Annotated in this window: 19 protein-coding genes; 12 read left to right on the top strand and 7 right to left on the bottom strand. The window is 47.4% G+C overall.

What is annotated here, in order from left to right:
* The first annotated feature begins 15 nt into the window (after window positions 1-15).
* The 3 genes from nth to HFE64_10050 are packed head-to-tail and all read left to right on the top strand — an operon-like array spanning window position 16 to window position 2,490.
* Window positions 16-678, top strand: coding sequence for an endonuclease III (gene nth, locus HFE64_10060; GenBank protein ID MCI8633807.1), 663 nt, complete (start codon window positions 16-18; stop codon window positions 676-678).
* Complete coding sequence (locus HFE64_10055) at window positions 675-1,961, top strand: M18 family aminopeptidase (GenBank protein MCI8633806.1); 1,287 nt, start codon at window positions 675-677, stop codon at window positions 1,959-1,961. Before nth ends, HFE64_10055 begins: the two co-directional genes overlap by 4 nt.
* A 10-nt stretch (window positions 1,962-1,971) precedes the next feature.
* The gene (locus tag HFE64_10050) at window positions 1,972-2,490 is read left to right on the top strand and encodes a hypothetical protein (protein ID MCI8633805.1); all 519 of its coding nucleotides are present in this window, start codon (window positions 1,972-1,974) and stop codon (window positions 2,488-2,490) included.
* Between the two features lie 22 nt (window positions 2,491-2,512).
* Here the strand turns inward: HFE64_10050 and HFE64_10045 are convergent, their stop codons facing one another.
* The 3 genes from HFE64_10045 to HFE64_10035 all read right to left on the bottom strand — a co-directional run bounded on the left by HFE64_10045 (window position 2,513) and on the right by HFE64_10035 (window position 5,018).
* Window positions 2,513-3,400: a Sir2 silent information regulator family NAD-dependent deacetylase gene (locus HFE64_10045; protein MCI8633804.1), complete on the bottom strand. Its 888-nt coding sequence runs from the start codon at window positions 3,398-3,400 to the stop codon at window positions 2,513-2,515.
* Window positions 3,351-4,124: a protein-ADP-ribose hydrolase gene (locus tag HFE64_10040; GenBank protein ID MCI8633803.1), complete on the bottom strand. Its 774-nt coding sequence runs from the start codon at window positions 4,122-4,124 to the stop codon at window positions 3,351-3,353. The genes HFE64_10045 and HFE64_10040 overlap by 50 nt, the downstream gene beginning before the upstream one ends.
* Before the next feature lie 102 nt (window positions 4,125-4,226).
* On the bottom strand, window positions 4,227-5,018 hold the full coding sequence (locus tag HFE64_10035; GenBank protein MCI8633802.1) for a hypothetical protein: 792 nt from the start codon (window positions 5,016-5,018) through the stop codon (window positions 4,227-4,229).
* 284 nt (window positions 5,019-5,302) lie between these two features.
* Between HFE64_10035 and HFE64_10030 the strand changes: the two genes are divergently transcribed.
* Entirely contained in the window at window positions 5,303-5,638 is a 336-nt protein-coding gene (locus HFE64_10030; GenBank protein ID MCI8633801.1) for a helix-turn-helix transcriptional regulator, read from the top strand.
* Between the two features lie 58 nt (window positions 5,639-5,696).
* On the opposite strand, the gene HFE64_10025 is transcribed toward HFE64_10030, so the two are convergent.
* From HFE64_10025 to HFE64_10010, 4 genes are all read right to left on the bottom strand, one after another.
* Window positions 5,697-6,683 (bottom strand): ATP-binding protein, encoded by a 987-nt coding sequence (locus HFE64_10025; GenBank protein MCI8633800.1) that lies wholly within the window; start codon window positions 6,681-6,683, stop codon window positions 5,697-5,699.
* A 3-nt stretch (window positions 6,684-6,686) separates the two neighbouring features.
* Window positions 6,687-7,742, bottom strand: a complete 1,056-nt coding sequence (locus tag HFE64_10020) for a DnaD domain protein (protein MCI8633799.1) — start codon at window positions 7,740-7,742, stop codon at window positions 6,687-6,689.
* Between the two features lie 306 nt (window positions 7,743-8,048).
* Entirely contained in the window at window positions 8,049-9,416 is a 1,368-nt protein-coding gene (gene murC, locus HFE64_10015; GenBank protein ID MCI8633798.1) for a UDP-N-acetylmuramate--L-alanine ligase, read from the bottom strand.
* Window positions 9,417-10,122: 706 nt separating this feature from the next.
* A complete protein-coding gene (locus HFE64_10010) occupies window positions 10,123-10,896 on the bottom strand; it encodes a hypothetical protein (GenBank protein MCI8633797.1) in 774 nt (257 codons plus the stop codon).
* Window positions 10,897-11,047: 151 nt separating this feature from the next.
* Here HFE64_10010 and HFE64_10005 point away from each other — a divergent pair, with 151 nt between their 5' ends.
* The 8 genes from HFE64_10005 to HFE64_09970 all read left to right on the top strand — a co-directional run bounded on the left by HFE64_10005 (window position 11,048) and on the right by HFE64_09970 (window position 24,999).
* Window positions 11,048-11,617: an aminoacyl-tRNA hydrolase gene (locus HFE64_10005; protein MCI8633796.1), complete on the top strand. Its 570-nt coding sequence runs from the start codon at window positions 11,048-11,050 to the stop codon at window positions 11,615-11,617.
* Window positions 11,618-11,626: 9 nt separating this feature from the next.
* Window positions 11,627-15,169 carry a transcription-repair coupling factor gene (mfd, locus tag HFE64_10000; GenBank protein MCI8633795.1) on the top strand — a complete coding sequence of 1,181 codons (3,543 nt, stop codon included), beginning with the start codon at window positions 11,627-11,629 and terminating at the stop codon, window positions 15,167-15,169.
* Window positions 15,166-16,278, top strand: coding sequence for a hypothetical protein (locus HFE64_09995; protein MCI8633794.1), 1,113 nt, complete (start codon window positions 15,166-15,168; stop codon window positions 16,276-16,278). The genes mfd and HFE64_09995 overlap by 4 nt, the downstream gene beginning before the upstream one ends.
* Window positions 16,279-16,280: 2 nt before the next feature.
* Complete coding sequence (locus HFE64_09990; protein MCI8633793.1) at window positions 16,281-17,135, top strand: glycerophosphodiester phosphodiesterase family protein; 855 nt, start codon at window positions 16,281-16,283, stop codon at window positions 17,133-17,135.
* A gap of 103 nt (window positions 17,136-17,238) precedes the next feature.
* Window positions 17,239-18,579, top strand: a complete 1,341-nt coding sequence (locus tag HFE64_09985; protein ID MCI8633792.1) for an MFS transporter — start codon at window positions 17,239-17,241, stop codon at window positions 18,577-18,579.
* Window positions 18,580-18,688: 109 nt separating this feature from the next.
* The gene (gap, locus tag HFE64_09980; GenBank protein MCI8633791.1) at window positions 18,689-19,693 is read left to right on the top strand and encodes a type I glyceraldehyde-3-phosphate dehydrogenase; all 1,005 of its coding nucleotides are present in this window, start codon (window positions 18,689-18,691) and stop codon (window positions 19,691-19,693) included.
* Between the two features lie 151 nt (window positions 19,694-19,844).
* Complete coding sequence (locus tag HFE64_09975; GenBank protein ID MCI8633790.1) at window positions 19,845-24,170, top strand: isopeptide-forming domain-containing fimbrial protein; 4,326 nt, start codon at window positions 19,845-19,847, stop codon at window positions 24,168-24,170.
* Window positions 24,171-24,294: 124 nt separating this feature from the next.
* On the top strand, window positions 24,295-24,999 hold the full coding sequence (locus HFE64_09970; protein ID MCI8633789.1) for a 1-acyl-sn-glycerol-3-phosphate acyltransferase: 705 nt from the start codon (window positions 24,295-24,297) through the stop codon (window positions 24,997-24,999).
* Window positions 25,000-25,022 lie beyond the last annotated feature (23 nt).

Below are 25,022 nucleotides of genomic sequence, written 5' to 3'. Positions count from 1 at the left end.
TAAAGGAGATACACGGTGACGGAGCAAGTAGCAGAAATTGTAAATAGGCTGCAGCAGGCTTATCCGGATGCGGCCTGTGAGCTGGAATATCAGACGCCGCTGCAGCTTTTAATAGCGACGGTGCTGTCGGCGCAGACAACGGATAAGCAGGTCAATAAAGTGACGGCGCGTCTGTTTGGCGAGCATCCTGATTTAGAATCACTTTTGCAGCTGACAAAGGATGAGATTAAAGAATATATACATACGCTGGGGTTCTATAATGCAAAGGCGGATCATTTGTATCTTTTGCTTCGCCAGCTTGCCGATCAATTTGGCGGTGAGGTGCCGCAGACGATGGAGGAGCTGACGAAGCTTTCCGGCGTAGGGCGCAAGACGGCCAATGTGGTGATGTCAAATGCATTCGGGGTCCCTGCCATTGCGGTGGATACCCATGTATTTCGTGTTTCCAATCGAATCGGACTGGCGCATGCGGAGACGGTGGAAAAAACGGAAGCGCAGCTTCAGGAGGCAATTGACAGGGAGCTTTGGAGCCTGTGCCATCATCTGCTCATTTTCCATGGCCGGCGCTGCTGCAGCGCGCGCAGGCCTGGGTGTGAGGCTTGTGTAATCCAGGAATATTGTGAAAATTATCAAAAAGGAATCGGAGCTACGTTATCAGCAAAGGAGAAAAGAGCATGAAACAGTTTATGCAGTTTTTAAAGGATTCGCCGGTATGCTTTTATGCCGTAAAAAATCTGAAATCTATGCTGCAGGAATCCGGGTTTGAGCAGCTTGCGCTGCATGAGCCGTGGTCCTTGCAGGAAAACGGAAAATATTTCGTAACCTTGTGGGATTCTGCCTGTATCGCATTCACCATTCCGGACGATATGCAGCAGGTGAAGGCGCCGCTGTACCGTCTGATCGGAGCGCATACAGATCAGCCCTGCCTGAGGATTAAGCCCTGTGCGCAGATCAATCAAAACGGATACTGCAAGCTAAATGCAGAGATTTACGGTGGTCCTATTTTCAGTACATGGCTGGACAGGCCGCTGTCACTGGCTGGCCGCGTTACCTTAAAAAGTGAAGATGTCTTTCATCCGCGAACAGAGCTTGTTAATATAAAGAAGCCTGTGCTTATTATTCCTAATCTGGCAATTCATATGAACCGGGGCGTCAATGACGGACTGGCGCTGAATGCGCAGGTGGACATGCTTCCGGTGGGGGCGCTGATTCCCAATCTGGGTGAGGAGCAGGAACAGATGGTGCTGCGGGCGGTTGCTGAGCAGCTGGGAGTGAATCAGGAGGAGATTCTGGATTTTGATCTGTTTACGTATGTAACGGAGGAACCGCAAATTGTAGGATTTCATGATGAATTTTTGTCAGCCTCCAGACTGGATGACTTGGTGATGGTGTATACAGCGGCAGCAGCGCTTACCCAGGCTAAGGGAGGGACTGGCATCAATGTACTGTGTGCCTTTGATCATGAGGAATGCGGAAGCCGCACGCCGCAAGGAGCAGGGACCAGTACGATTACTTATATCATGGAAAAAATCAGCTATGCGCTGGGGCGCAGCCGGGAGCAGTTTATTGATGACATTATGCAATCCTTTATGATCTCGGCCGATGTAGCACATGCCGTACATCCGAATCATCCGGAAAAGCATGATCCTGTTATGAAAACGCAGTTGGGAGGCGGTCCGGTGATCAAGCTGGCAGCCGCACAGAGCTATGTGACGCAGAGTTGTGATTATGGCGTATATGAAATGATTTGTCAAAAGGCAGGCGTTCCGGTGCAGAAATTTACCAACAAGTCAGATTCCAGAGGCGGTTCTACTCTGGGACCGGTGATCGCGGCCAATCTGCCCTGTCATATCATGGATATGGGAATTGCCTTGCTTTCGATGCATTCTGCGAGAGAGCTGATGGCAGTTGCGGATTATGAGTATACCAAGAAATCTTTTCTGGAGTTTTACCAGCAATAAGGAGGGCAAAATGGAAGGAATGTTTCTGGAGCAGATGGTAAAAAGAGGAAATAAACAGCAAGACAGTCTCATGCGGGTAATCATTGTGGTCTGTGCCTTGATTATCGCCTCACTTCCTTTTATCATCAGTCTTTCATTGGCAGTGTATGTAGGGCCCGTGCTGATTGTTGTGATGGCTCTGGTGGTTTGGATTCTCTGGCGCAGAGTGGCTAAGGAATATGAATATATCTATACGGATGGCAACTTAGATATCGATGTGATCTATGGCCGAAGCACACGGCAGCATTTGGTTACGTTTGACTGTCGGCAGTGCCGGATGATTGTTCCTGCATCGATTAAACGCTATGAGCAGGAAATATATGAGAAGAAATATGACAAGACCATTCAAGCAGGAACCGGTAAAATGACAGAGAGTACGTATGTGATTTTGGGTAGTGTAGGTGATAAGCAGTACAGGGTATTTTTTGAGCCGAATGAAGCCTTATTAGAAGCCATATATACCTACTCGCCTAGAAATACTGTTAAATAAAACAAAGACGCGCATGGAGCATTCATGCGCGTCTTTTATTCGAGGTTAAATCTGTTACTATCGAAGCTATATTCCCCTCAATACAAATGGACTGGTTTTCAATTTCTTTTGGACAAATAATAGGATCTAGATTCACACATGCATAAATCGCATTTGGATTTTGAGCTGTCATCTGCCAAAATGGATATTTAATAATCATAGGAGTATTGTAGCCTACGCCAAGCTCCAGAAACAGAATGTGCAAACCTTTATGAAGGTGTATAAAACGTTCGTATCGATCTGCTGCTGCATACCAGCCATCATCCTGCACAAATTTGTCATCACAGCGCAAATTCATTGTCATGGGAGCACCGCAGACGGGACATTTTGGAATGAGCTCTGTGGGAATCATCATATCCCGTTGCTTAGCAACCATCTGGCGCACCATTTGCTCATTATCATAGGTTTTATTGTGACAGGCTTTGGAGCATTGCCATAAACCGTAATCGCCTTGCGTGTAGAACAGACGCTTTTTATCAAAGCCGGCAAGCTGAAATTGATGATCGACATTAGTAGTCAGCACGAAGTAATCCTTATCTTTTACAAGCTCTAATAATTGTTTGTAAGGCGTTCCAACGCCGGCAGTGTAGCGGTTGATCAGAATGTGCCTTGACCACCAGGCCCAGTATTTTTCTAAGCTGTCATATGGATAAAAGCCGCCCGAATACATATCGGTGATACCGTATTTCTGATGAAAGTCAGAAAAGGTCTTTTCAAAACGTTCACCGCTGTATGCCATCCCTGCTGAGGCAGAAAGCCCTGCCCCTGCGCCGATTAAAATGCAATCGGCGGTTTCTAGTTCTTTTTTTAACTGTGCCATTTTATCCGAGTAGCTTCCTGTAAATTTGGTAATCGGTATCTTTGAAAACATTGAATATCACCTTTAGTTTGCTTTGTTTTTTTTCTAAAAATTCTGTTACAGCTTGTATAGCGATTTCTGCGGCTCTGTCGTTAGGAAAATGAAATTCACCGGTGGAGATACAGCAAAACGCAATATTTTCCAGTCCGTTTTGATCTGCCAGCTCCAGACAGGAACGGTAGCAGGAGGCAAGCTGGGCTTCTTCTGTTTCGGTCAGTCTGCCGTGAACAATGGGGCCTACCGTGTGCAGGATATACTTACAGGGCAGGTTAAAGGCAGGCGTTATTTTGGCTCGACCGGTTTCTTCTTCATGGCCCTGTTGTTTCATAAGCTCAGCACAGGCAAGGCGGAGCTGGACACCGGAAAAGGTGTGGATCGCATTATCAATACAATTGTGACAGGGACAGAAGCAGCCGAGCATTTGACTATTGGCGGCATTGACGATCGCATCGCAGCGAAGCGTCGTAATATCACCCTGCCAAAGATATAGGTTATTTCGAATCGGCTGTAAATCAGCGATGTCTGTAATGCCTTTTCTTGCGATTTCCTCCTGTAAATACAGGTTCTGCATCTGAAGAAAATCATTGGATATCGGATTTGGCATCCGAATATTGAATAATGAACGAAGCAGATTTTTCTGTTCTTGTTGATTCGTCGGAATAGGAATGTCTGTATATGAGGACTGTTCGTTTAAAAGTGATTGGATTAAATAGATTCTGGCTGCCATTTGTGTCATAGTTTATCACACCTAAATAAATATTTTACGCACGGATCCTTAAGTGGATATTTTCCTCCGGGGCTATCTTTATGAAAGCCCCGGAGTGCTTAAATTATCTGATCAGGCAAAAAAGAAGCCTGCCGTCATATCAAGGTAATTCTGACCACTGTACTGAGGGTATTGCTTATTCACCTCTATTTTGAATGCATCAGCACTTTTAACGCCTGCGGCAATTTTTTTGAGGTTTTCCAGATAGTTGATTTTTGTCTCAGCATCTTTTAAATCCTCTGGAGTATAGTGAGAGGTGAGAATTAGATCATAGCCCTTTTTAATATAGCTGTGAAGCTCTGCAATGATTGCATCGGCATGTCCGGCACCAGCAACGATGGAGTGGCAATCATGCCCCAGCATATGAGTATATACTGCGTTGATCTCGGGGATCTCTACATCAAAGGCATCGTTTGTTTGTTTGATGATAAAGTCGATGCCGCCGATGGTTACCTTACCGGGGCTAAGGATATCGGTAATCTGATGCACAGAGTGATCAAAGATTTTTCCGAATGCACTGGTAAAGTTATCGATCAGGGCTTTTCCGCCGCCATTTTCGGAATAGGCTTTGGCATTTGGTGTAGCATATTTCGCAGCGTCGGGAAGGAAAGTGGCTCCTGCACCATGGTAAGCAATTAGCACGCCCGCTATTTGCAAATGGTTTAGGTATTCGGTAAGCTCCTGAATGTTGTCAAAGAAGCAGGGAGATTCAATCACAACGGCCTTGCCGTTTTTCTCTACAATGAATACTTCATCGTCAATAAAATCGTTGGTCTTATAGGCATGCAGTTTTACACTGCCAAAATCATAAATATTCAGCTCGCCTTTAGTGAGTGTTACGGTGGTAAATGAATTCTTGTTCATGGTATAATTCTCCTTATCTGTTTTCATCATGGATTATAAATTTTGTTTTTAGTCTTGGAGCGGCCGTCTCCGTAACTCTTGGCTATATTATAGGCAGGCTGATTTGGACTGTAAAGTACGCACTTTTAGGTAACTAAGGGGGCGGCAAGGTGACCTTTGCAGTATTTATGGGCTTTTCGGGGCAAAAAATTTTTTATTGATCATTGGAAATATTGATACCAAATGGTAAATATGGTATTATATGGTCATAAGTATTATTTGGAAATTATAAAGGGAGATTTCGTATGAAAGACCAAAATACAACAAGAGAATTGCCAGCTTGTCCTGTTGAAACCACGCTTATGTTGATTGGTGACAAATGGAAAGTTTTGATTCTCCGGGATTTGATACCGGGAACCAAACGGTTTGGAGAACTTAAAAAGTCTATTGGTAATGTATCCCCAAAAGTTTTGACAGCGCAGCTGCGCGATATGGAGGAAAGCGGGCTTGTAACTCGCCAGGTATATGCGGAGGTTCCGCCAAAAGTAGAGTATTCTTTAACGGAGCTTGGAAAAAGTTTAAAGCCAATTCTGGATTCTATGCAGGATTGGGGCGAAGGGTATAAAGCTTCTTTATTATAAAAATAAGGAGGAAAGCAGCTTACGATGCTTTCCTCCTTATAAATTAAGGGGTTATTTTTTAAAATTGTCTGCGCAAATCCGGACCATAGAGCTTGATCAGGCGATAGCTTCCCGAGATGCGGGAGGCTATGCGGTCGGTATATACCTTGCTGATCTGACTTAGGTTTAGATTCGTTGAAATGATGGTTGATTTTTGATGCAGAAGCCGTTGATTGATGCATTGAAACATGTCGGAGGAGGAGAGGGCGGTAGTAAATTCAGTACCCAGATCATCGATGATGAGTAGGTCCGAATCATCAATCAGTTCATGAATATCTCCGGATGCAGAACGGCTCTTATCACGAAAACGAAAGGCTTCAAAGGCGCTGCAGAGCTCGGAGGCTGTCATATAAAGCACGATAAAGCCTGCATCTAAAAGTGCTTTGGCAATGCAATTGCAAAAAAATGTTTTTCCGGTTCCGGTGGGACCGTAAAAAAGAAGGTTTGCAGGTGTGTTTTGCGGAAAGTTCTGAATAAAATGCAGAACAAATTCATGTACCTGCCTTGCATTTTCTGAGGGAGAGTAGGGCTCTCCGGAAACAGGATCTGAGGAAAAGCGGGCAAGGGAAAAGGTGGCTAAATTTTCCCTCTGCAATACAGCTTTTAAGTTAGAACGGTCATAAGCCAGATCGATTAATCGCTGACGGAGGCAGCGGCACTTTTGGCCATCTACATAACCGGTATCGCGGCAAAGCGGGCAGTGATACTGCACTGCTAAGTAATCGTCAGGATAGCCGGCTGATGCCATGAGCTGCTGTTTCTCAGAAAGAAGTCTTTGATTTTGCTGCTTAAGTTCAGAAATCACTAAGGCTTTATCGGTGCCGGTACGCAGATAGGTCTGGACAGCGCGAAGACCAAAGGCCTCAAGCTCCCGGTCGATCGCCTTGATACGGGGAATATGACGGTACAGCTGCTGCCGGCGCTGCAATGCCTGCGCCTCAGCAGCCGATCGCATACTGTCGTACTCCCGAAGAATTTGAGCAATATGTGTTTCTGATATGGACATGGTTTAGTTCCCTTCCTGTGAATACAGCTGCTGCTGCGCATGCTTTTCAATGCTTTCAAAATCCCAGTCATCACGGCCGATATATGTATGGAAATTACTGCCCTTAGGAGCGCGCGCAGAAGTAGTATTAGCGGCATTACGCTTAGCAGCAAAGGCTTCATCGCTGCGGTTTACATCTTCTAAGGTGCGAATTTGATTTTCGGACCAGGATTTTAAGATGCTTTCCATATATTTGAAGCTTGGTTTGCCTGTTTTACGCATCGTACGTGCTGCCGCTTCTGTAATGAGCTCCAGACTGTGACCATATTGGTAAAGCCAGCGATCCATCATTTCAATTTCCTGCTCCGTAGGCCTGCGTTCGCTGATTCCTAAAGCTTTCATGATAGGACGATATAAATCAAAGCGTTTTACATAGGCGTGGGCAGCTTCTAAAGTTGTGATGCCATGATCAGACCAGTCCTGCGCTACTTTTTCGATGTAACGAAGACTTCGGTTGCCATTCTGAATGCAGTATTCCAACAAAAATTTGATGACATTGATGGGCAGCCGATAATAATCATAAAAGCTGAATAAAAGAGAAAGATTGGGAAAGCTGAACTGTTCGCCGAGAAGGCGGGACGCACTGGAAAACAGATCTTTAATCAGAGGATTCTGCTCATAAATATTGATTTCCTCTGGAGAATAGGTTGGCTTATGTTCTACCCGGACCACTTTGGGATGCTCGGTGCCAGTGGGGTCGGACCCAGATGGCGGCAGGGCGCCAAACGGCGGGAAGGAGAGCCAGAGCTGTTCTCCATTTTCAGTGAGCGTTAAAGCTTTCTGGGCATGCCAATACTGCAAGGCTTGCAGTACATCGGATTCCAGCATGCGGAGCGAGGCTGCTACTTCCTTTGTGGAAAAGCTTAGGTCGTTGGCTTGTCCTCTGTAAAAATAGTGAAAAACATATAAGTAGACTTTGACATAATTTCCATTGGCAGAGGGCATGTGATGCAGAATAAAATCATCAGAAATGGGAGTGGCAAAATCGGCTTCCCGTTTTTGGAATAACAGAGCAGGCATACGAATTTCCAACTTTCTTTTGGTATTGAGAGTAAAGGGACAGATTCGACAAAAGCTTTGCCGAATCTGTTTAGATGTTACATATTATACACTACCTGCTTTGGGTTGTGAAGAGGGGACAAATCCACCGGATGGCTATATAAGTTATTCACAGCCGTGTGGATAACTAGAGGGCATTGAATTGTTTTTTAGCTAAAAGTCTTTGTTTATGCTGGATTTTTAAAGAAAAGTTATCCACAAAATTGAGAAAGTTATCCACAAATACCTGAACGCTTGTTTGGAGCGAACAAGTGTGGATAATGTGGATTACTGCTGACTGATGAGATGATTAGCGATATCTACGGCTTTTCCAGCCCCCATAGTTATCAACAGGTCATTGGTGGAAATGTTTTTTTGAAGAAATTTTTCAATTTCATCGAACGATGGAAAATAATGGACATCTGTGCCAGTTTTTGCGATGGCATCGGCGAGCATAGCGGAGTTAATCTCTCCGGTATCGACTTCGCGGGAGGCACTGTAGATGTCGGCTAAAATGACATGGTCTGCTAAGGAGAGAGCTCGCACAAAATCATCAAAGAACGCGATCGTTCGGCTGTAAGTATGGGGCTGAAAAACAACGTATAGCTCTTGATGTGGGACCTCTTGCGCAGTGAGCAAGGTGGCCCGGATCTCGGAAGGGTGATGGGCATAATCATCAATAACTTTGGCACCCTGAAACATTCCCTTGTATTCGAAGCGCTGCTGTGTGCTTTGATAGGCCTTCAATCCCTCGTACACAGCGGAGAAGGGGAGTCCCTCGGCCAATGCTGCGCCCGCGGCGCATAGGGCATCGTAAAGAAGGTGCCTTCCAGGAACAGGAAGCTCCAGACGGCCTAGATTTTCTCCTTGGTAAATTAGGTCGAAAGAGGAGCCGAGCGTATGGGGTAAATGCGTGATGTTTTGACAGGTGATGTCGGCGGGCTCATCGAGAGAAACGGTAAGAATGCGCACAGGAAGGTCGCTAAATAATTGGGCGCATTGGGGGGAGGTGATGAGCGCGCCTCCTTTTTTCATGCCGGCGACATACCGATGGAAGGAGTCCTGAATATGTGCTAGATCTCGAAAATAATCAAGATGATCTTCTTCGATATTGGTAATAATATTGTACAGTGGATGAAAATGTAAAAAACTGTCAGTGTACTCGCAGGCTTCTATCAGCATGTGCGTACCGTGGCCGATACGGTAATTGGCGCCGAGATTTTGCAGAATGCCGCCGATGGCGACGGTTGGATCGAGTTTGGCGGCTAGATAGATATAGGCGAGCATGCTGCTGGTGCTGGTTTTGCCATGTGTTCCGGCCACGCCAACGGGGACGGGAAATTCGTCTAACAGTTCGCCAAGCATCATGGCGCGCGTGATGACACGGGCCTGCGTTGCGCGGGCGGCGATAAGCTCGGGGTTATTTTCGTGAACGGCTGCTGTGTATACTATGATATCCATATCAGGTGTGATGTTTTCAGCTTTTTGGCCAATGGTAACATGGATACCGGCTTCGGTCAGGTGTTCTGTAATTTTGGACGGATTGCAGTCAGAACCAGATACGTAGTAGCCTTTACTATTCATAATGAGAGCGATGGCGCTCATGCTGATTCCGCCGATGCCGATAAAATGAATTTTTTTCATGTTTTCCTCCATATATCAATTAAGATTTAAAGTCAGAGCCTATATTTTCGTTCTGGCTTGGTGTAAGCGTGATACACTGCCCTTTTTATTATACAAAATGGGACAAATCCTTGTTCATACAGTATATTCATAAAGTCGAAAAATAGCAAGGGATTTTACGAAAGTATTGTGTAGCAAGGCTTTAGAAGATCCGTAAACTCAATTTTACCAGTGAAAATATCGTTTTATAAGGCGCCACTACCAATTTAGTCGTTGTTTAGCATCTTTCTTTTTATTTCACGACTATTTTGTCCTTGTTTTTAATTTTTATATTTCCCATGACGGGGAATTGCCGGGTATTTCTTTTCTGTGTCCTATTAGCCACTACTAAGTTGCCAGTGCAATGAAGTTCTAATTTAGTTGTCACTACTAATTTAGTAGTTGTATGAAAACATTAACCAGATAACACGACTATTTTGTGTTTTTTTGATCGCTTTCCCTACCCCTTTTTTATTTTCTCAATGGCTCAAATTGGGTTTTTGTCAGTGGTTTTTAAGATAGTGTTTTTAATCGTGGGTAAAATCAGATATTATATACGTGGTCGCCTTATTTTAATTTCATTTCACGACTAAAAGAAGAGAGGGACGGACCTGCCCCAGGGATCTAAAATGCTTAGGGGACGGACCTCTAGTGGAAGAGGGGAAAACCAGGTGCTTTCCCAGAATAGAAGCGTCCCTAGTTAATCCAATTTATATAAATATATCATTCGGCGTGCTTCTTCCGCGCTGAAGGCGCCGTTTTCATCTTCCGTCACGATTAGATTTTTGGTTGGAGTAAAGCCTGCGCTTTTGTATACCTCCAGCTTTTGTTGAAACTTGCGGGCATACTTTTCATCATCCACGAGTCCGGCATGTTCCCAGATGAGCATGCTTCCGTCTTTTCTCCATACGGTAAAATCAGGCTTTAGGTGCCAGCTTCCAATGGTGATAGGTTTCTCATATTCATAGCGGATCCCTCTGGAAAAAAGCAGATTAGCTATGATTTCCTCTGATTTTGATGCGACTAGATCTCCGCGGTCGGTGGCATGCTTATACTGATGTGTGTATTTTTTCTTAGCTGCAATGTTTTTAGCCCTTTGGTGCAGAGTCTGCTGTTTTTTCTTTTCCGCCAGCTGCTGCTCATGGGCGGCCAAGATTTCCTGCCACTGAATTTTAAAGGCGCGAAGCGCACGTTTTATGGAGGATAAAAAGGTGCGTAAAGCAGATCGACGCCTTTTTTGCTCTTTCATAACACGAATCTCATTTTGTACGGCAGCAAGCTCAGCAGGTCTAACGTAATGTTGAAATTGCTTTCCCTTTACATAGTACTGCCAATATGAGTACTTTTTCTCCTTGCCCTTCCAAATTAGGGTACCAGGAGAATGAATCAATACTTTATCTAGCTCTGCAATCCGAAGATAGGTATCCAAAAAGCTCTGTTTTAATTGTTCTGTCAGTGTTTCCCTCTCAATCATCCAATCACCTCCTATCTATAGTATCGGATCAATTCTGTCTCTGTGCCATGCCAAAGAGATTTTTTCTTTAAAGCGGTAGATATTGCGCTTATTTTCAAGTCGTGGTACAATAAATTTTCAGGAAATATTAGAAAATAAAGCGGAGGAAACCATGTATCTAATTGCAGGATTAGGCAATCCGGATTTAAAATATGCAGCAACTCGTCACAATGTTGGGTTTGAGGCAGCGATGTGCCTGCATGAGCAGCAGCATTTCTCATCAGAGCGAGGAAAGTTCCAGGCACTGATCTCGCAAGGAGAAATTGAGGGAGAAAGCTGCATTTTATGCAGACCAATGACATATATGAATAACAGCGGCATTGCCGTCCAGGCAGTTGCCGGCTTTTATAAAATCCCGGCAGATCATGTGATCATAGTGTATGATGACATTGCACTGCCATTCGGACAGCTGCGCCTGCGCAAAGGAGGATCGGCCGGCGGTCATAATGGAATGAAAAGCATCATTGCCCATTTAGGCACACAGGAATTCCCCAGAGTACGCATTGGCGTGGGAGAAAAGCCGCAGGGATGGGATCTGGCAGATTATGTGCTGGGCAGATTCACACCGGAGGAGCTTCCTGTTATAAAAGAAACAATTCAGGAGGCTGCCCAGGCGGTACAGGCGATTGTCACTAAAGGCATGGATAAGGCCATGAATTTATATAACATCAAAAAGGGATAAGGAGCAAACATGCAGGGGTTATGGGAGCCAATCCGAAGCGAGGCACAGATTCAGATAGCGCTGGAGCATATCGAAAAAAAAGAACCGTTTTTGTTATCGGGGGCCGGTGATTCCGTACAGAATCATTTGATCTCCGCATTTTCTTATTTTACGAAAAGACCGTCAGTTGTTGTGGCCAGCAATGAGATGAAAGCCAAGGAAGTGTATGAAGAGCTCAAATTTTACGATCCCAAAGGATGTTGGTATTTTCCGGCCAAAGACCCTCTGTTTTATCGTGCCGACGTTAGAGGCTTAGCGATAGAAGAAGATCGTATGAAAGTGCTGCAGGCGCTCCGGGAAGGAAAAGCAGCAACTATCGTCATGTCGATGGAAGCTCTTTACGATAGGCTCGTTCCCCAAAAGGTATGGGAAAGCTTTATTCTGCGCCGGCGAATCGGCGATGAGCTGCCGCTGGAATGGCTGCTGCCGCGCCTCCTGCAGATGGGCTATGAGCGCAGCGAGCAGGTAGAGGCGCCCGGACAATTTTCTGTGCGCGGCGGCATTATCGATATTTATCCGATAACAGAGGATACGGCTTATCGCTTAGAAATGTGGGGCGACGAAATCGATTCGATTAGAGTGCTGGACACCGAGACGCAGCGCAGCGCCCACCGGCTTGAATATATTACCGTCTTTCCGGTTTCAGAAATTGTGATATCCGATGAGCAGCGCGAAAAAGGTATAAAGCGCATTGAGGCAGAAGCAAAGGAAGGCGCCGCCAATCTGCTGAAACAGAATTTAGCAGAAGAAGCACAGCGTTTAGAAGAGATCACGCAGAACCTCTTGCAGCGCCTGGAGGAGCAGCGCCTGCGCGGGCTGGAAAGCTACGCTTCCTTATTTTATGAAAACACAGTCACCATTTTAGATTATCTATCACCGGAAAGTGTACTTTATCTGCAGGATCCGGCACGTATTGCAGAAAAGGCCAAGGTCTTAGAGGACGAACTGAAAAACAGCCTGACAGGGCGATTAAAAAAAGGCTACCTGTTGCCGGGACAGGCACACATGTTTCCCACGCTTGCAGAGATCGAGGACGAATGGGAGCCCTTTTCAAGGGTCTATTTGTGCAGCCTGCTGGGAAGCAATCAAAATGTATTTCATATTAAAGATATTCTGCGGATCAACAGCCGTTCCATCAACGTAATTCAAGGCGATGAAAAGCTGCTGCTGGACGAGCTGCGCGGCAATGTCAAGCTCAACTACCGCACAGTGGTACTAACAGACAGTTTGCTGCGCGTGCAGCGCATGGTCTCCCGCATCCTTGAAGAAGGCTTGCCAGCGTATGCTTATGAGGATATGAGCGAGATGCCCAAAAGAGGCAGTATTGCCGTAGCCAAAGGAGGGCTCGGACGAGGTTTTTCCTATCCGGAGGCCGGATTTGTGCTGATTTCCATGAAAGAGCTTTCCGAAAGCGGGCAGCGCCGGCGCGCAAAACGACGCAGAAAATTTAAAAACGGGCAGAAAATCAGCAGCTTCAGTGATCTAACTGTGGGTGATTACGTCGTACATGAAAATCATGGTGTAGGCATCTATCATGGCATTGTGCAGATGGAGGACGGCGACAGCAAGCGCGATTATTTTAAGATCGTCTATAAGGATGGCGGAGCCTTATACGTTCCCACCACATCGCTGGATATGCTTCAGCGCTATGTGGCAGGCGAGGATGCAAAGCCGAAGCTCAATAAGCTGGCAGGAAACGACTGGCAGCGTACCAAGACCAAGGTGCGAGAGGGCGTTGCCAAGCTAGCCGAGGATCTGGTCGCGCTTTATGCCGAGCGGCAGAATAAAAAGGGCTATCAATATGGGCCGGACACAGTATGGCAGAAGGAATTTGAAGAAGCCTTTCCATTTGAAGAAACCGATGACCAACTAACGGCGATCGAGGATACAAAGCGGGACATGGAAAGCCCGCAGATTATGGATCGTCTGATCTGTGGCGACGTAGGCTACGGCAAAACAGAGGTGGCCATCCGCGCAGCCTTTAAAGCCGTGCAGGAAGGCAAACAGGTCGCCTTTTTAGCGCCGACAACGATTTTGGCTCAGCAGCACTATCAGACCTTTGTCAATCGCATGCGTGATTATCCGGTCAATATCGAATTGCTTTCGCGCTTTCGCACGCCCAAGCAGATCAAGCTGGCCCTTGAAGGAACCCGCGTGGGCTCAGTCGATATTTTGATTGGCACGCACCGCCTCCTGAGCAAGGATGTGATTTTTAAAGATCTGGGGCTCCTGGTCGTCGATGAGGAGCAGCGTTTTGGCGTATCGCATAAAGAAAAAATGAAAGCCATGAAAAAGGAAGTAGACGTGCTCACGCTTTCGGCCACGCCGATCCCGCGCACACTGCATATGAGCCTAAACGGAATGCGGGATATGAGCCTGCTGGAGGATGCGCCGCAGCATCGTCAGCCGATTCAGACCTATGTGATGGAGGACGACAGCCAGACAGTGCGCGAGGCGATCTACCGCGAGCTGGGCCGCAGCGGGCAGGTGTTTTATCTGCACAACCGGGTGGGCAATATTGAGGAAGCCGCATCCCGCGTGCAGGAGATGGTGCCGGAGGCGCGCGTTGCTTTTGCCCACGGGCAGATGAGCGAGCGTGAGCTTGAGCGCGTCATGCTGCGGTTTATCGAGGGCGAAATCGACGTGCTAGTCTGTACCACGATCATCGAGACAGGGCTAGACATCAGCAATGCCAATACGATTATCATTGAAAATGCCGACACCATGGGCTTGGCACAGCTATATCAGCTGCGGGGACGCGTAGGGCGCAGCACGCGGATGGCCTACGCCTACTTTTTGTACCGGCGGGGCAAGGTGCTGCAGGAAGCGGCTGAAAAGCGGCTGGAGGCCATCGGTGAACTCACCGAATTTGGCAGCGGATTTAAGATCGCCATGCGTGATCTTGAAATCCGAGGCGCCGGCAATGTGCTGGGGCCGGAGCAGCATGGACATATGGGCGCCGTGGGCTATGAGCTGTACTGCAAGCTGCTGCAGGAGGCTATGAGCCGCGTCATGCACCAGCCTGTGGCCGAGAGCTTTGAGACCACCGTCTATATCAAGGTCAACGCCTACCTGCCCTCCACCTACATTGCCAACGAAAGTCAGAAGCTGGATATTTATAAGAAAATCGCCGCCATCCGCGGAGAAGAGGATTATTATGACATGCAGGATGAGCTCACAGACCGCTACGCCGACATGCCGCAGTGCGTCAGCAACCTGCTGGATATCTCCTATATCAAGGCGCTGGCCAACCAGTCCGGCAGCGATCTGCTGTCCTATAAGAAGGGAATGCTCAGCTTGCAGCTGCGCCCCGACGCGCCGCTCGATCCCATCAAGCTCACCACTTATTTAAGCGAGCACAAGGGAGATGCTTGGTTTGTTTCCGACCAGAAAAACGCCAAGCTCACACTGCGCATCGAGGACAGCGCCAAGGATCAGATTCTGCTGCGCCGCATCAAAGAAGCCATGCAGAGCATCTGGGCGCTTCGGCAGGAGCCGGAGGCCGCGTCATGAGCCGGCACGGCCGGAAATGGCTGCTGGGAGCCGCTCTGACCGCGATGCTCGCGGCGGGGCTTTTGATCCTCAGCCTTCAAAGCGGCAAAAGAGCGGATCAGATCCGAATTTTGCAGGTGGGAGACGAAATGGTATACGCCAATGAAGCAATGGTGTATTGGCATCTGCTGTGCAATGAATTTGAAGGCATGGCCACAGAGGAGATCTGGGACCTGCAGATTCTGGGGCTCGATCCGAAGCAAACCGCGATGGACAGAGTTTTAGAGTCCATCGTGCGGATCAAGGCGATCCAGCCGCTGGTAAGCTCATTAAAAGAGGGAGAGGCTGAGGCGCTTCAGGCGCAGGTAGAAAGGCTGCAAAGAGAACTGGGGCAGGCTTATATGGATAAGCATCAGATCGATGAAGCGCTGCTCAGGCAGATCCTAGAAGAGAATTATAAGGCGTACCGCTATGAAAAAGAAGCCAAATTTTTAGCTGGCAGCAACGAGGAACAAATCGCGCAAAGACAGCGTGAAGCATTTGCCGTGTATGAAGTGCTGGACCGGCAGCAGTATCTGCAGACAGCAGCAGTGCGCTTCCTTATGATGTACACGGGGCAGTGGGCAGATGGAGAATGGATTTCCTATTCGGATGCTCAGAAGGAGCTGATTTTGCAGGAGGCCGAGGAGCTGCATGCGCAGCTAACGCCAGAAACATTTGGGCAGATGGTGAAAGAAAGAGAAGAGGCAGAACAAGAAAATCCCGTATTTTCTCAAGGGGCCGTGCAGCATAAAAAGGGAGAGTACGGTTATCTCTATTATGGACAGATCGACCCGGAGGCAGCAGAAATCATCTTTCAGACATCGCTCGGAGAGATAACGCCGGTCATTGAAACAGAGTATGGGTACTTAATCGTGCAGGTGATTTCCTATTGCACGCCGACGCCGACAGATGAGATGGAATACGAGAAGCAGCTTGAATCCGCCAAGGAAGCGTACAGAATGCAGCTCATGGAGGAGCTTAAGCATGAGAGACTAGAGGAGGAGTGGCAGCGGCTAGAGGAAGAAACGCTGATTCGCCGCTGGGATGAGAAATGGACAGCCTATATAGTAAAAACAGAGAGGAATTAGAGATGAAATTCGATTTACAGAACATAGCAAAAGAGCATAGGATCATTGTCGCCCATCGCGGTGTCAGCGGGGGCAATATTCCCTGCAATACGGTGCCGGCCTATGAGACAGCGCTTCGGCAGGGCGCAGATATGATTGAAACCGATGTAGATATAACAGCAGACGGTGTGCTGGTCATTTTTCATCCGGGGATGGAAAAACGATATTTAGGGATAGATCAGCATATTGGAGAGCTGAGTCATGCAGAAGTAAAAAAGCTGCGCTATCTGAATCCGGACGGAACGCCGACACAGTTTGGACTGCCAAGCTTTGATGAGCTTCTGGAGCAATTTAAAGGGAAATGTTTAATCAATGTAGATAAATATTGGGGCTGTCCAAAAGAAATATATCACGCTATCAAACGGCATGATATGATCGATCAGATCTTAGTAAAAAGCAGCTTGTCAGAACAGGTGCTTCAGGTTTTAGAAGAGCTTTCGCCGGATCTTCCGTTCATGCCCATTGTAAAGGAAGAGCATCCGCTGCATGAGGCGCTCATGCGCAGAAAGATCCGATATGTGGGGGCCGAAGTACTCTTTACCCGTGAAGAAAGCGCGGTAGCAGCGCCAGCCTTTATTGACCGGATGCATCAGGATGGCAAGCTGGTATGGGCCAATGCCATTATCTATAATTATCGGGATCAGCTGGCTGCCGGTCATTCTGATGATACAGCGCTGACAGCCTCTTTGCAGGAGGGATGGGGCTGGCTGGCTGATCGCGGATTTGATCTGATCCAGACAGACTGGCCGCTCATGCTGATCGAATATCTTAAACAAACAGAGCGCTATCAGCGCAAAACGGACCTCCGCGTGAAATAATACTGGTTTTGTTGCCAATAGTCCATTCATTACCCCGTTGACAAATACAAAAAATCAGGTATCATACAACTACTATTCTTAATGGCAACGAGAGGGAATGCCAATGAAATATGTAGATGTAAAAAATCGAATACTGCATAAGCTAAGCCCGTGTGACGAAAAGGAAACCAACCGATACCGCATTTTAACCGAAAATTGTTTTTACAATGTAGCGGCTAATTTAGTTGGCGGAAATTTTCTCACCGGGCTTTTGATTTATCTGAAGGCCAGCACGGTGCAGATCGGCCTGGTCAATGTCATTGTATACCTGTGCAACACGTTCCAGCTGCTGAGTCCCTTGCTTCTGAACCGCTTTGAAAAGCGTAAAAAGCTGCTGATCATTTCCCGGATTATCGTTCTTTTCAGCAACATTGTCCTCATTGGGATTGTCTGCTTTCTGCCATTTCAAAATTCAGTACAGGTCGCGCTGGTGCTTATCTGCATCGCGCTTTTGAACATCGTATCTGCCTCCACAGCGCAGGGCGTTTCGCTATGGCATATGGGCAGCATCCCAGAAAGCAGAAGAGCCACGCATTTTTCACAGTCCACTGCCTTTAACAACCTGGCAATCTATATCTTTGTGCTACTGGGCAGCTCTGTGCTGGATCATTTTAAGGCGGAGGGAGAGGCACTGGCAGGATTTACCATCCTGCGTATCGCAGCGCTGTTTTTCGCCGCAGGCGATATTTTCTGGCTGACCAAGATCAAAGAATATCCCTATGAAGACACAAAAGGCCCCGTCAAGCTGAAAGCCATTTTTACAGAGCCCTTTAAGCATAAGCAGTACATTCCATCCATCCTGATTCTGTTTTTCTGGAACTTTGTAGCCACGACCTCCGGCTCCTATTACACCGTTTACATGCTGGATACGCTGAATATGAGCTATTCCTTTATCAATATCTGTGCCGCCCTGTATGTGCCGATGGTCTTTTTGGTGCGCCGGCGCTGGGCCAATTACATAGACCGCACCTCGTGGCTCTCCGCGCTGTATAAGGTTTTATTTGCATATGGCATTATATTTTTTACACATGCGCTCGTTATGGAGGGGACAGAATGGTTTTATCTGGTCGTAGCACTGCTTTGCTATATCTTTTCTCCGGCGCTCAATATCATCCTTCCCAACATGTCATTTTATCATCTGCCCAAAGAAAGCCAGACCATCTGCCTGTCAGTCAGCTCCACCTTTGCCAATCTGGGCGCTATGTGCGGCACCTATTACGCCATATTTTTCATGTCAGCCTTTCAGGACTGTTCGTTTGAGCTATTTGGCAAAACCTTCGTAACCGGGCAGATCATGCCCTGCTTCACCGGTGCCATGATTATCCTGTTTGGTCTTTTTGTGTACCGCCTGCATCAGAAGGAGCAGCGCGCAAAGCGCGAAAAAGAGGAAAGCCAGCAGATTTAAGAAGGCCGCCGCAGTTTTATGCAGAAACTATGTTAATCGCTTGACAATGTCAGAAAACTGGCGTAAAATAGAGGCTGTAAAATTTTAAACTTTATGGAGGATGATTCCAATGGTAAAAGTTGCTATTAACGGTTTTGGACGCATTGGTCGTCTGGCATTCAGACAGATGTTCGGTGCTGAAGGTTATGAAGTAGTAGCGATCAACGATTTAACAGATCCTAAAATGCTGGCTCATTTGCTGAAGTATGATTCTTCTCAGGGACGTTACGACGGCCATGAGGTGAAGGCAGGCGAGGGCTCTATCATCGTAGACGGAAAAGAGATCACCATCTACAGCATGAAAGATGCTGCTGATCTGCCGTGGGGCGAGCTGGGCGTTGACGTTGTTCTGGAGTGTACTGGTTTCTATACGTCCAAAGCAAAGAGCCAGGCTCATATTGATGCCGGCGCTAAGAAGGTCGTTATTTCCGCACCTGCTGGCAACGATCTGAAGACCGTTGTTTTCAGCGTTAATGAGAATACGCTGGACAAGGATGACCAGATTATTTCTGCTGCATCCTGTACCACCAACTGCTTAGCTCCTATGGCTAAGGCTCTGAATGATCTGGCTCCGATTAAGAGCGGTATCATGAGCACAATCCATGCCTACACCGGCGACCAGATGATTCTGGATGGTCCGCATAGAAAAGGCGATCTGCGCCGCGCTCGTGCCGGTGCGGTAAATATCGTTCCTAACTCTACCGGTGCTGCCAAAGCAATCGGTTTGGTTATTCCGGAGCTGAACGGCAAGCTGATCGGTTCCGCACAGCGTGTACCGGTTCCGACTGGTTCTACCACCATCCTGACCGCTATTGTAGAGGGTCATGTAACGGTAGATCAGATCAATGCTGCTATGAAGGCTGCTGCTTCTGATTCCTTTGGCTATAACGAGGATCCGATCGTATCTTCTGATATTATTGGTATCACCTATGGTTCTCTGTTTGATTCTACGCAGACCATGGTAATCAATCTGGACAACGGCACCAGCGAAGTACAGGTAGTTTCTTGGTATGATAACGAGAACTCCTATACCAGCCAGATGGTTAGAACGATCAAATATTTTGCAGAGCTGTAAGAGTATTTAGTCAAATCAAAACAGCCTTTCGTGAGAAAGGCTGTTTTTTTATGCGTTATCTCTGCTGAAAGCATTGCAATGAAAAAATTTTTGTGGTATATATAAATATATTATGCTTCAAGAATAAATGCATTTCAGCATGGAGGATACGATGAAAAAGAGAAAAGTAGTATCCATGATTCTGGCACTGGCAATGCTGTGTGCAGGCACAGGCCTGCCTGCTGTCAATGCGCAGGCAGATTCATCGGATACAAGAGAGGCTTCAGGGCAAAAACCGGCCGATTATGTGAAGCCTACATACGAGGAAGGCAAAATCAATCTAAACGGGTATTATACGGTTGCAAATGACGGAGGCATCACAGCAGAGCTGGAATGGAGCTTCCCGTATGAGAATCCGCAGCGGCCGGGCGAGGGAATGGCAGATCCAGCCAGGCCTTATACCTATCGGATGTGGCAGTCAAAGAAAAATGAAAACGGCACATGGAGCAACTGGGAAACGCGTTCACCGGTTGATGTGGATGCGCGGGACGGCAGCGTGAGAGTGCTCAATGTGGCGCCCAATGCGGCCAGCACGGCCTATCTGAAAAACTGGATGGGGATGGCGGCAACCGACTATGATGGCACCGCTACGACAGTAGGGCGCGGGATCATTCAGGTAGACGCGATTGAGATCAGTCAGTATAACAGCAATCCCAATGCCTATCTTAAAAATGCGGATGGGACATATAAATATAATGTACTTATGTTTGGCACCTATGATGCCAATGCCAATCAGGATCTGAATGCTGCTTCGCAGCAAGCGACGCTTGAGTTTGCTCAAGCCGGCGGCGGTATTATGTTCGGTCATGATACAGTTACTAATGGTGTAAGCGGACATCCTTATTTTAACCGCTTTGCACAGGATGACTTTTTAGGGATTACGCTTCCGGGAACGAGCGTGAGCTATCTTAATACCAATGTTAAGGTAGTCGATACTGGATTTTTGACCAGCCGCCCCTGGAATCTGGAGGGAGCGACCTTAACGATTCCGGCTGCGCATGTGCTGGGGCAGTATGTGCCCAATACTAGCACTACCCGTGTCTGGATGCAGTTTTCCGATGCGGCCGGCAATGTGGTCAATCGCGTAACGCCGGGCGTGACGGGTTCGACGGATAATTATTATCTGATTACGAAGGGCCCTTATGCGATGATTCAGACAGGGCATTCTAACGGACAGGCTACGCTGGACGAAGCGAAGGTGTTTGCCAATACGCTGATTTATATCGCGCAGACAACAACGACGACGACGGCCCGGGATTCTTCGTTCATCGATGAAGCAGCGCCGCAAAAGCCAAGTGGACAGCTGGCCGGTGTAACGCCGGCGGCAGATTTGAGTACTTATACAGCGACGATTGCCTTAAATGGATCAGAAGATTACGGCACAACATATGCATACAGGATTCAAGGGATTCGAGCGGCGAGCATCGATCAGTCTACTGGAGTGACATATCCGGATGAGGTGTGGTCAAGCACGGCGACCAATCCGGATGATGCATCGATTTATAAAGGAACGGCTAAATCAGGTCTTCGTGGATATTATGTGAGCGCTGTGAATACCAGCGAGACGCCGATCGTTTTATCCTCTGTACCAACGGCTCAGGTAATGCGTGCCTCCAGTGCAGAGGCAGTTGTTAATTATGAAACAGCTGCTCTGGAGCCGGGCAAGCAGTATTACGTGCATGCTTTTGCCGTGGATTATGCAGGGAATGTGAGCGAGGATCTGGTAATTCCCGTCAGTGTGAGCGCCTATCGCGCCAACTTTTATCACAATGACGGTACCGATCATTATACACAGACGCTTTTAAGCGATACAGGGAAATTGGCCTCGATCGCTAAGCCTCCGGTGCGGCCGGGATATGAATTTCTTGGCTGGTACGAGGATATTAATGGAGAGGGAGAGCCTGTTTCCAAAGATGATGTATTTGATATGAGTAGGCCTGAATATCTGGACGGAGTTAAATTCTATGCCAAATGGATCAAGCTTTGGAATGTAACGCTGGGCCAGAAAGGAGAAGGGCAGATTATACTTTCTTCTTCAGAAAATGGAAGCAACCCGTACAGACAGGGGACGGATGTAACGGTTTCTTATGAGCCGGCAGCAGGATATGCCGTCAAGGCTGTATGGCTGGACGGTGTTATGCAGCTTCCGCAAGAAAATAGAACCTTGGTGATCCCGGCGATTGAAGATCATCATTATGTGCTCGTAGAGTTTGTGGATGAGGGAGAGCTGGCGCCCGACTTTTACAGTGTGGAGACACAGCTGACAGGCGGAGGAGCCGGCAGCTCCATAACGCCGAGCATCCGCATGGCTCAGAATGATCCAAGGACCGAAAATTATACAGTGACCTGGAATGCCGGTGACGGATATGTAGTAACAGCGGTTAAAATAGATGGAATGAACCGCGCTGATCTGTTGCATGAAAATCAAATTCTTTTTTCTAAGGTAGAAGCAGATCATAAGGTAGAGATCATACTGGAAAAAGAAAATACACCGGCAGTAAGCGCTATGGTTACAACGCAGCTGACAGGAGGGCCGGGCAGCATCACGCCTTCAGCCGATGTCGCAATTGGAGACAGCTACACCGTGTATGCCAGCGTGGCTGATCCGATCAATTATGAGCTTGTTGGCGTAACCGTATATGATGCTGCAGGAAATCCAGTTCCGGGGATCACAGCAGATCTGACGACGGGAGAAATTACTGTACCCAATATTGTTTCTGATTATCGAGTTGTGGTAGAGGCAGCGCCCAAGCAGCAGGCGGGCACAGTGGTAGTGCCGGAAAGCGAGCAGCTGCGTGTTAACACGGGTAAAACTGGACAGGGCACGATCTCGGATTCGATGATTGTAAAACGCGGCGATGCCTACACAGTAGAGTGGGAGGCAGCTTCGGGATGGCATGTGCAGGATGTAACGATCGATGGCAATAAAATCTATTATAATACAGAAGTACCGCAGCCGATTATGCTGTTTCGTTCGGTGGCAGAAGGAACAAACGGAGATCAGCCTTTTGAAGATATTCAGGATGATCACAGTGTACAGGTAGTCTTTGCACAGGATCCGGTGGCAGAGCCGGAGGATCCGGATGCTCCTGTGCTGCCCAAGGACCATTATAAGGTCATGACGCAGATTCAGGGAGACGCGAATGTTTCCGTCACAGCCAGCAATACTTCGGTAAAAGCAGGCGATCCCTATGAGATCACATGGAATGTAGAAGAGGATAGCGTCATCACTCATATTTATGTAAATGGAGAGCTGAGGAGTGATCTGCTTACAGAAAACAAAGTAGTGCTGGATGCTGTAGAAAAAGATTATCAAATCGAAATTGTAGCTGAACGAATCGGCGATCCGCTGCCCAAGCTGGACAAAACCGTCGTCAATACAAATCGAACCGACCGCAATCTGGTAGGCGACAGGCTGGCCTATTCGATCAGTGCGCAGAATCAATATCCATATAGGACATGGGAGAATGTACAGATTATGGATCAGATTCCGGCGGGCATGGAGCTGGATACAAGTAGCCTTTCTCTGATGAAAAACGGAATAAAGCTCGAAACATTACCAGCCTCATGTTATAATGCTGAGACACGGATGTTAACGGTTCCTATCGGAGATATCGAGAGTCCAGATGTTTATACGGTGACTTTTGAAACAGTGATCCGGCAGGAAGCCATCCAATCAGAAAATCAGGCGGCACAGAGCTTAACCAATCTTGCATGGGCAGAAGGCGATAATGCCGTGACTAGCTCTCAGGAGGCCAAGCCCAACGAAGAGGAGACAGCAAGGCCCTTGCCAGGACCAGATCCGATGGTTTCAAAAACAGCTGTTAATGAAGCAGCAGATGCCACGGGCGTAAAAGTAGGCGATACAATTCGCTATGGCATCAAAGTGGAGAATCGCCGGTATGGATCCGTATGGACGGGAGTGCGTATCACCGATCAGATTCCGGAAGGACTGACGGTTGATCCAAATACAATTTATCTGATCGATCCAAGCGGTGTGCCGCAGAAGCTTGATTCGGCGGTATACCAAGCAGATAGTCGTATGCTGAGCGTTATGATTGGCGATATTTTTGGCGAAGAGCGTTATGAAGTGACGTTCACTGCCAGAGTGGAAGCTTCGGCAGTCGGCAAAGATATCGGCAATATAGCAGTTGCCTATGGAGCAGATGCAGTAGAAGAAGGAGCTCCGGGGCACTGGGGATCTAAAGAGGAATACGAGATATCTCAGGGCGGTGCAGGAGATGTGTCGGTAGTAGAAGAAGACATTCAGCTGCAAACAGAAAAAGCATACGCGGGTTCTACAGCGGTAGCACCGGGCAATCAGGGCGTTGCTACCGGAGATCAGGGCGTATATAGCAGCATGAGTATGCTAATTGCGGCAGCCATACTGCTGGCGGGACTCATCGCATATAAACGCAGAGCTAAGTACAATGAATAACATAGATAGGGGGATTCCAAACGGAGTCCCTCTGTTTATGTTGATCCTTAAATAATTCTTGCTTTTTAGTAGTTTTTTCGGTATGATAAAGACAAGAAAATGATCATGGAAATGGGGAATGGACATGTTTGAAACAATCCGCACAGCTGCATATATGGCAAAGGTGTTTTTAGAAGCCAGAAAATATATTCGCAAAAGCAAAAAGCTGCCTCAGGCAGAAGGATGGCAGATGGGGTATGATTTTGTACATGAAAGAGCCGCTAAGCTTCTGAAAATCGCAGGTTCGCGGGTAATCTATCATGGATTGGAGAATCTGCCAGAGCAAAAGGGCGTTTTGTTTGTCGGCAATCATCAGAGCTATTTGGATATTCCAGCTATTTTGAGCGTGATGGAGGCGCCGACAGCATTTGTCTCTAAAAAATCTGTGGGTAAAAAGCCTTTTTTAGGTCCTATTCTGGCCATGCTGGGCTGTGTCTCCATTGACCGGGAGAATTTGCGGCAGTCTCTCACCGCGATCAAAGAGGCCAGCCAGCGGCTGACAGAAGGACTCAATATGGTGATTTTCCCGGAAGGAACGCGCAGTCAGGGCCCTGATATTGCCGAGTTTAAGAAAGGCAGTATCAAAGCGGCTACGATGGTGGGAGCGCCGATTGTGCCTTTCCGCTTGGAAAATGTATATGCGATTCTGGAAGGAAATAAGGGGATTAAGGTAAAGCCCTCCGAGGTGCATGTCTATTTCGGAGAGCCGATTGACGTGGCCTCTATGAGCAAAGCAGAGCAGCGGGAACTAGGCGGAAAAATGAGAGAGATTGTGCTGGACTTAAAATAAGGGGAATTGAATTTCTGAAAATA

The sequence above is a fragment of the Lachnospiraceae bacterium genome, from assembly GCA_022794035.1.
In the GTDB taxonomy this organism is placed as follows: domain Bacteria; phylum Bacillota; class Clostridia; order Lachnospirales; family Bianqueaceae; genus CALWPV01.
Note: the sequence above shows the minus strand (reverse complement) of the source record. Positions and strands in the feature narration are given on the sequence as shown.

Coding starts and splice junctions, on each gene's coding strand:
- HFE64_10055 (MCI8633806.1), top strand. CDS start 675: ATGAAACAGTTTATGCAGTTTTTAAAGGATTCGCCGGTATGCTTTTAT.
- HFE64_10050 (MCI8633805.1), top strand. CDS start 1,972: ATGGAAGGAATGTTTCTGGAGCAGATGGTAAAAAGAGGAAATAAACAG.
- HFE64_10045 (MCI8633804.1), bottom strand. CDS start 3,400: ATGTTTTCAAAGATACCGATTACCAAATTTACAGGAAGCTACTCGGAT.
- HFE64_10040 (MCI8633803.1), bottom strand. CDS start 4,124: ATGACACAAATGGCAGCCAGAATCTATTTAATCCAATCACTTTTAAAC.
- HFE64_10035 (MCI8633802.1), bottom strand. CDS start 5,018: ATGAACAAGAATTCATTTACCACCGTAACACTCACTAAAGGCGAGCTG.
- HFE64_10030 (MCI8633801.1), top strand. CDS start 5,303: ATGAAAGACCAAAATACAACAAGAGAATTGCCAGCTTGTCCTGTTGAA.
- HFE64_10025 (MCI8633800.1), bottom strand. CDS start 6,683: ATGTCCATATCAGAAACACATATTGCTCAAATTCTTCGGGAGTACGAC.
- HFE64_10020 (MCI8633799.1), bottom strand. CDS start 7,742: ATGCCTGCTCTGTTATTCCAAAAACGGGAAGCCGATTTTGCCACTCCC.
- murC (MCI8633798.1), bottom strand. CDS start 9,416: ATGGAGGAAAACATGAAAAAAATTCATTTTATCGGCATCGGCGGAATC.
- HFE64_10010 (MCI8633797.1), bottom strand. CDS start 10,896: ATGATTGAGAGGGAAACACTGACAGAACAATTAAAACAGAGCTTTTTG.
- HFE64_10005 (MCI8633796.1), top strand. CDS start 11,048: ATGTATCTAATTGCAGGATTAGGCAATCCGGATTTAAAATATGCAGCA.
- mfd (MCI8633795.1), top strand. CDS start 11,627: ATGCAGGGGTTATGGGAGCCAATCCGAAGCGAGGCACAGATTCAGATA.
- HFE64_09995 (MCI8633794.1), top strand. CDS start 15,166: ATGAGCCGGCACGGCCGGAAATGGCTGCTGGGAGCCGCTCTGACCGCG.
- HFE64_09990 (MCI8633793.1), top strand. CDS start 16,281: ATGAAATTCGATTTACAGAACATAGCAAAAGAGCATAGGATCATTGTC.
- HFE64_09985 (MCI8633792.1), top strand. CDS start 17,239: ATGAAATATGTAGATGTAAAAAATCGAATACTGCATAAGCTAAGCCCG.
- gap (MCI8633791.1), top strand. CDS start 18,689: ATGGTAAAAGTTGCTATTAACGGTTTTGGACGCATTGGTCGTCTGGCA.
- HFE64_09975 (MCI8633790.1), top strand. CDS start 19,845: ATGAAAAAGAGAAAAGTAGTATCCATGATTCTGGCACTGGCAATGCTG.
- HFE64_09970 (MCI8633789.1), top strand. CDS start 24,295: ATGTTTGAAACAATCCGCACAGCTGCATATATGGCAAAGGTGTTTTTA.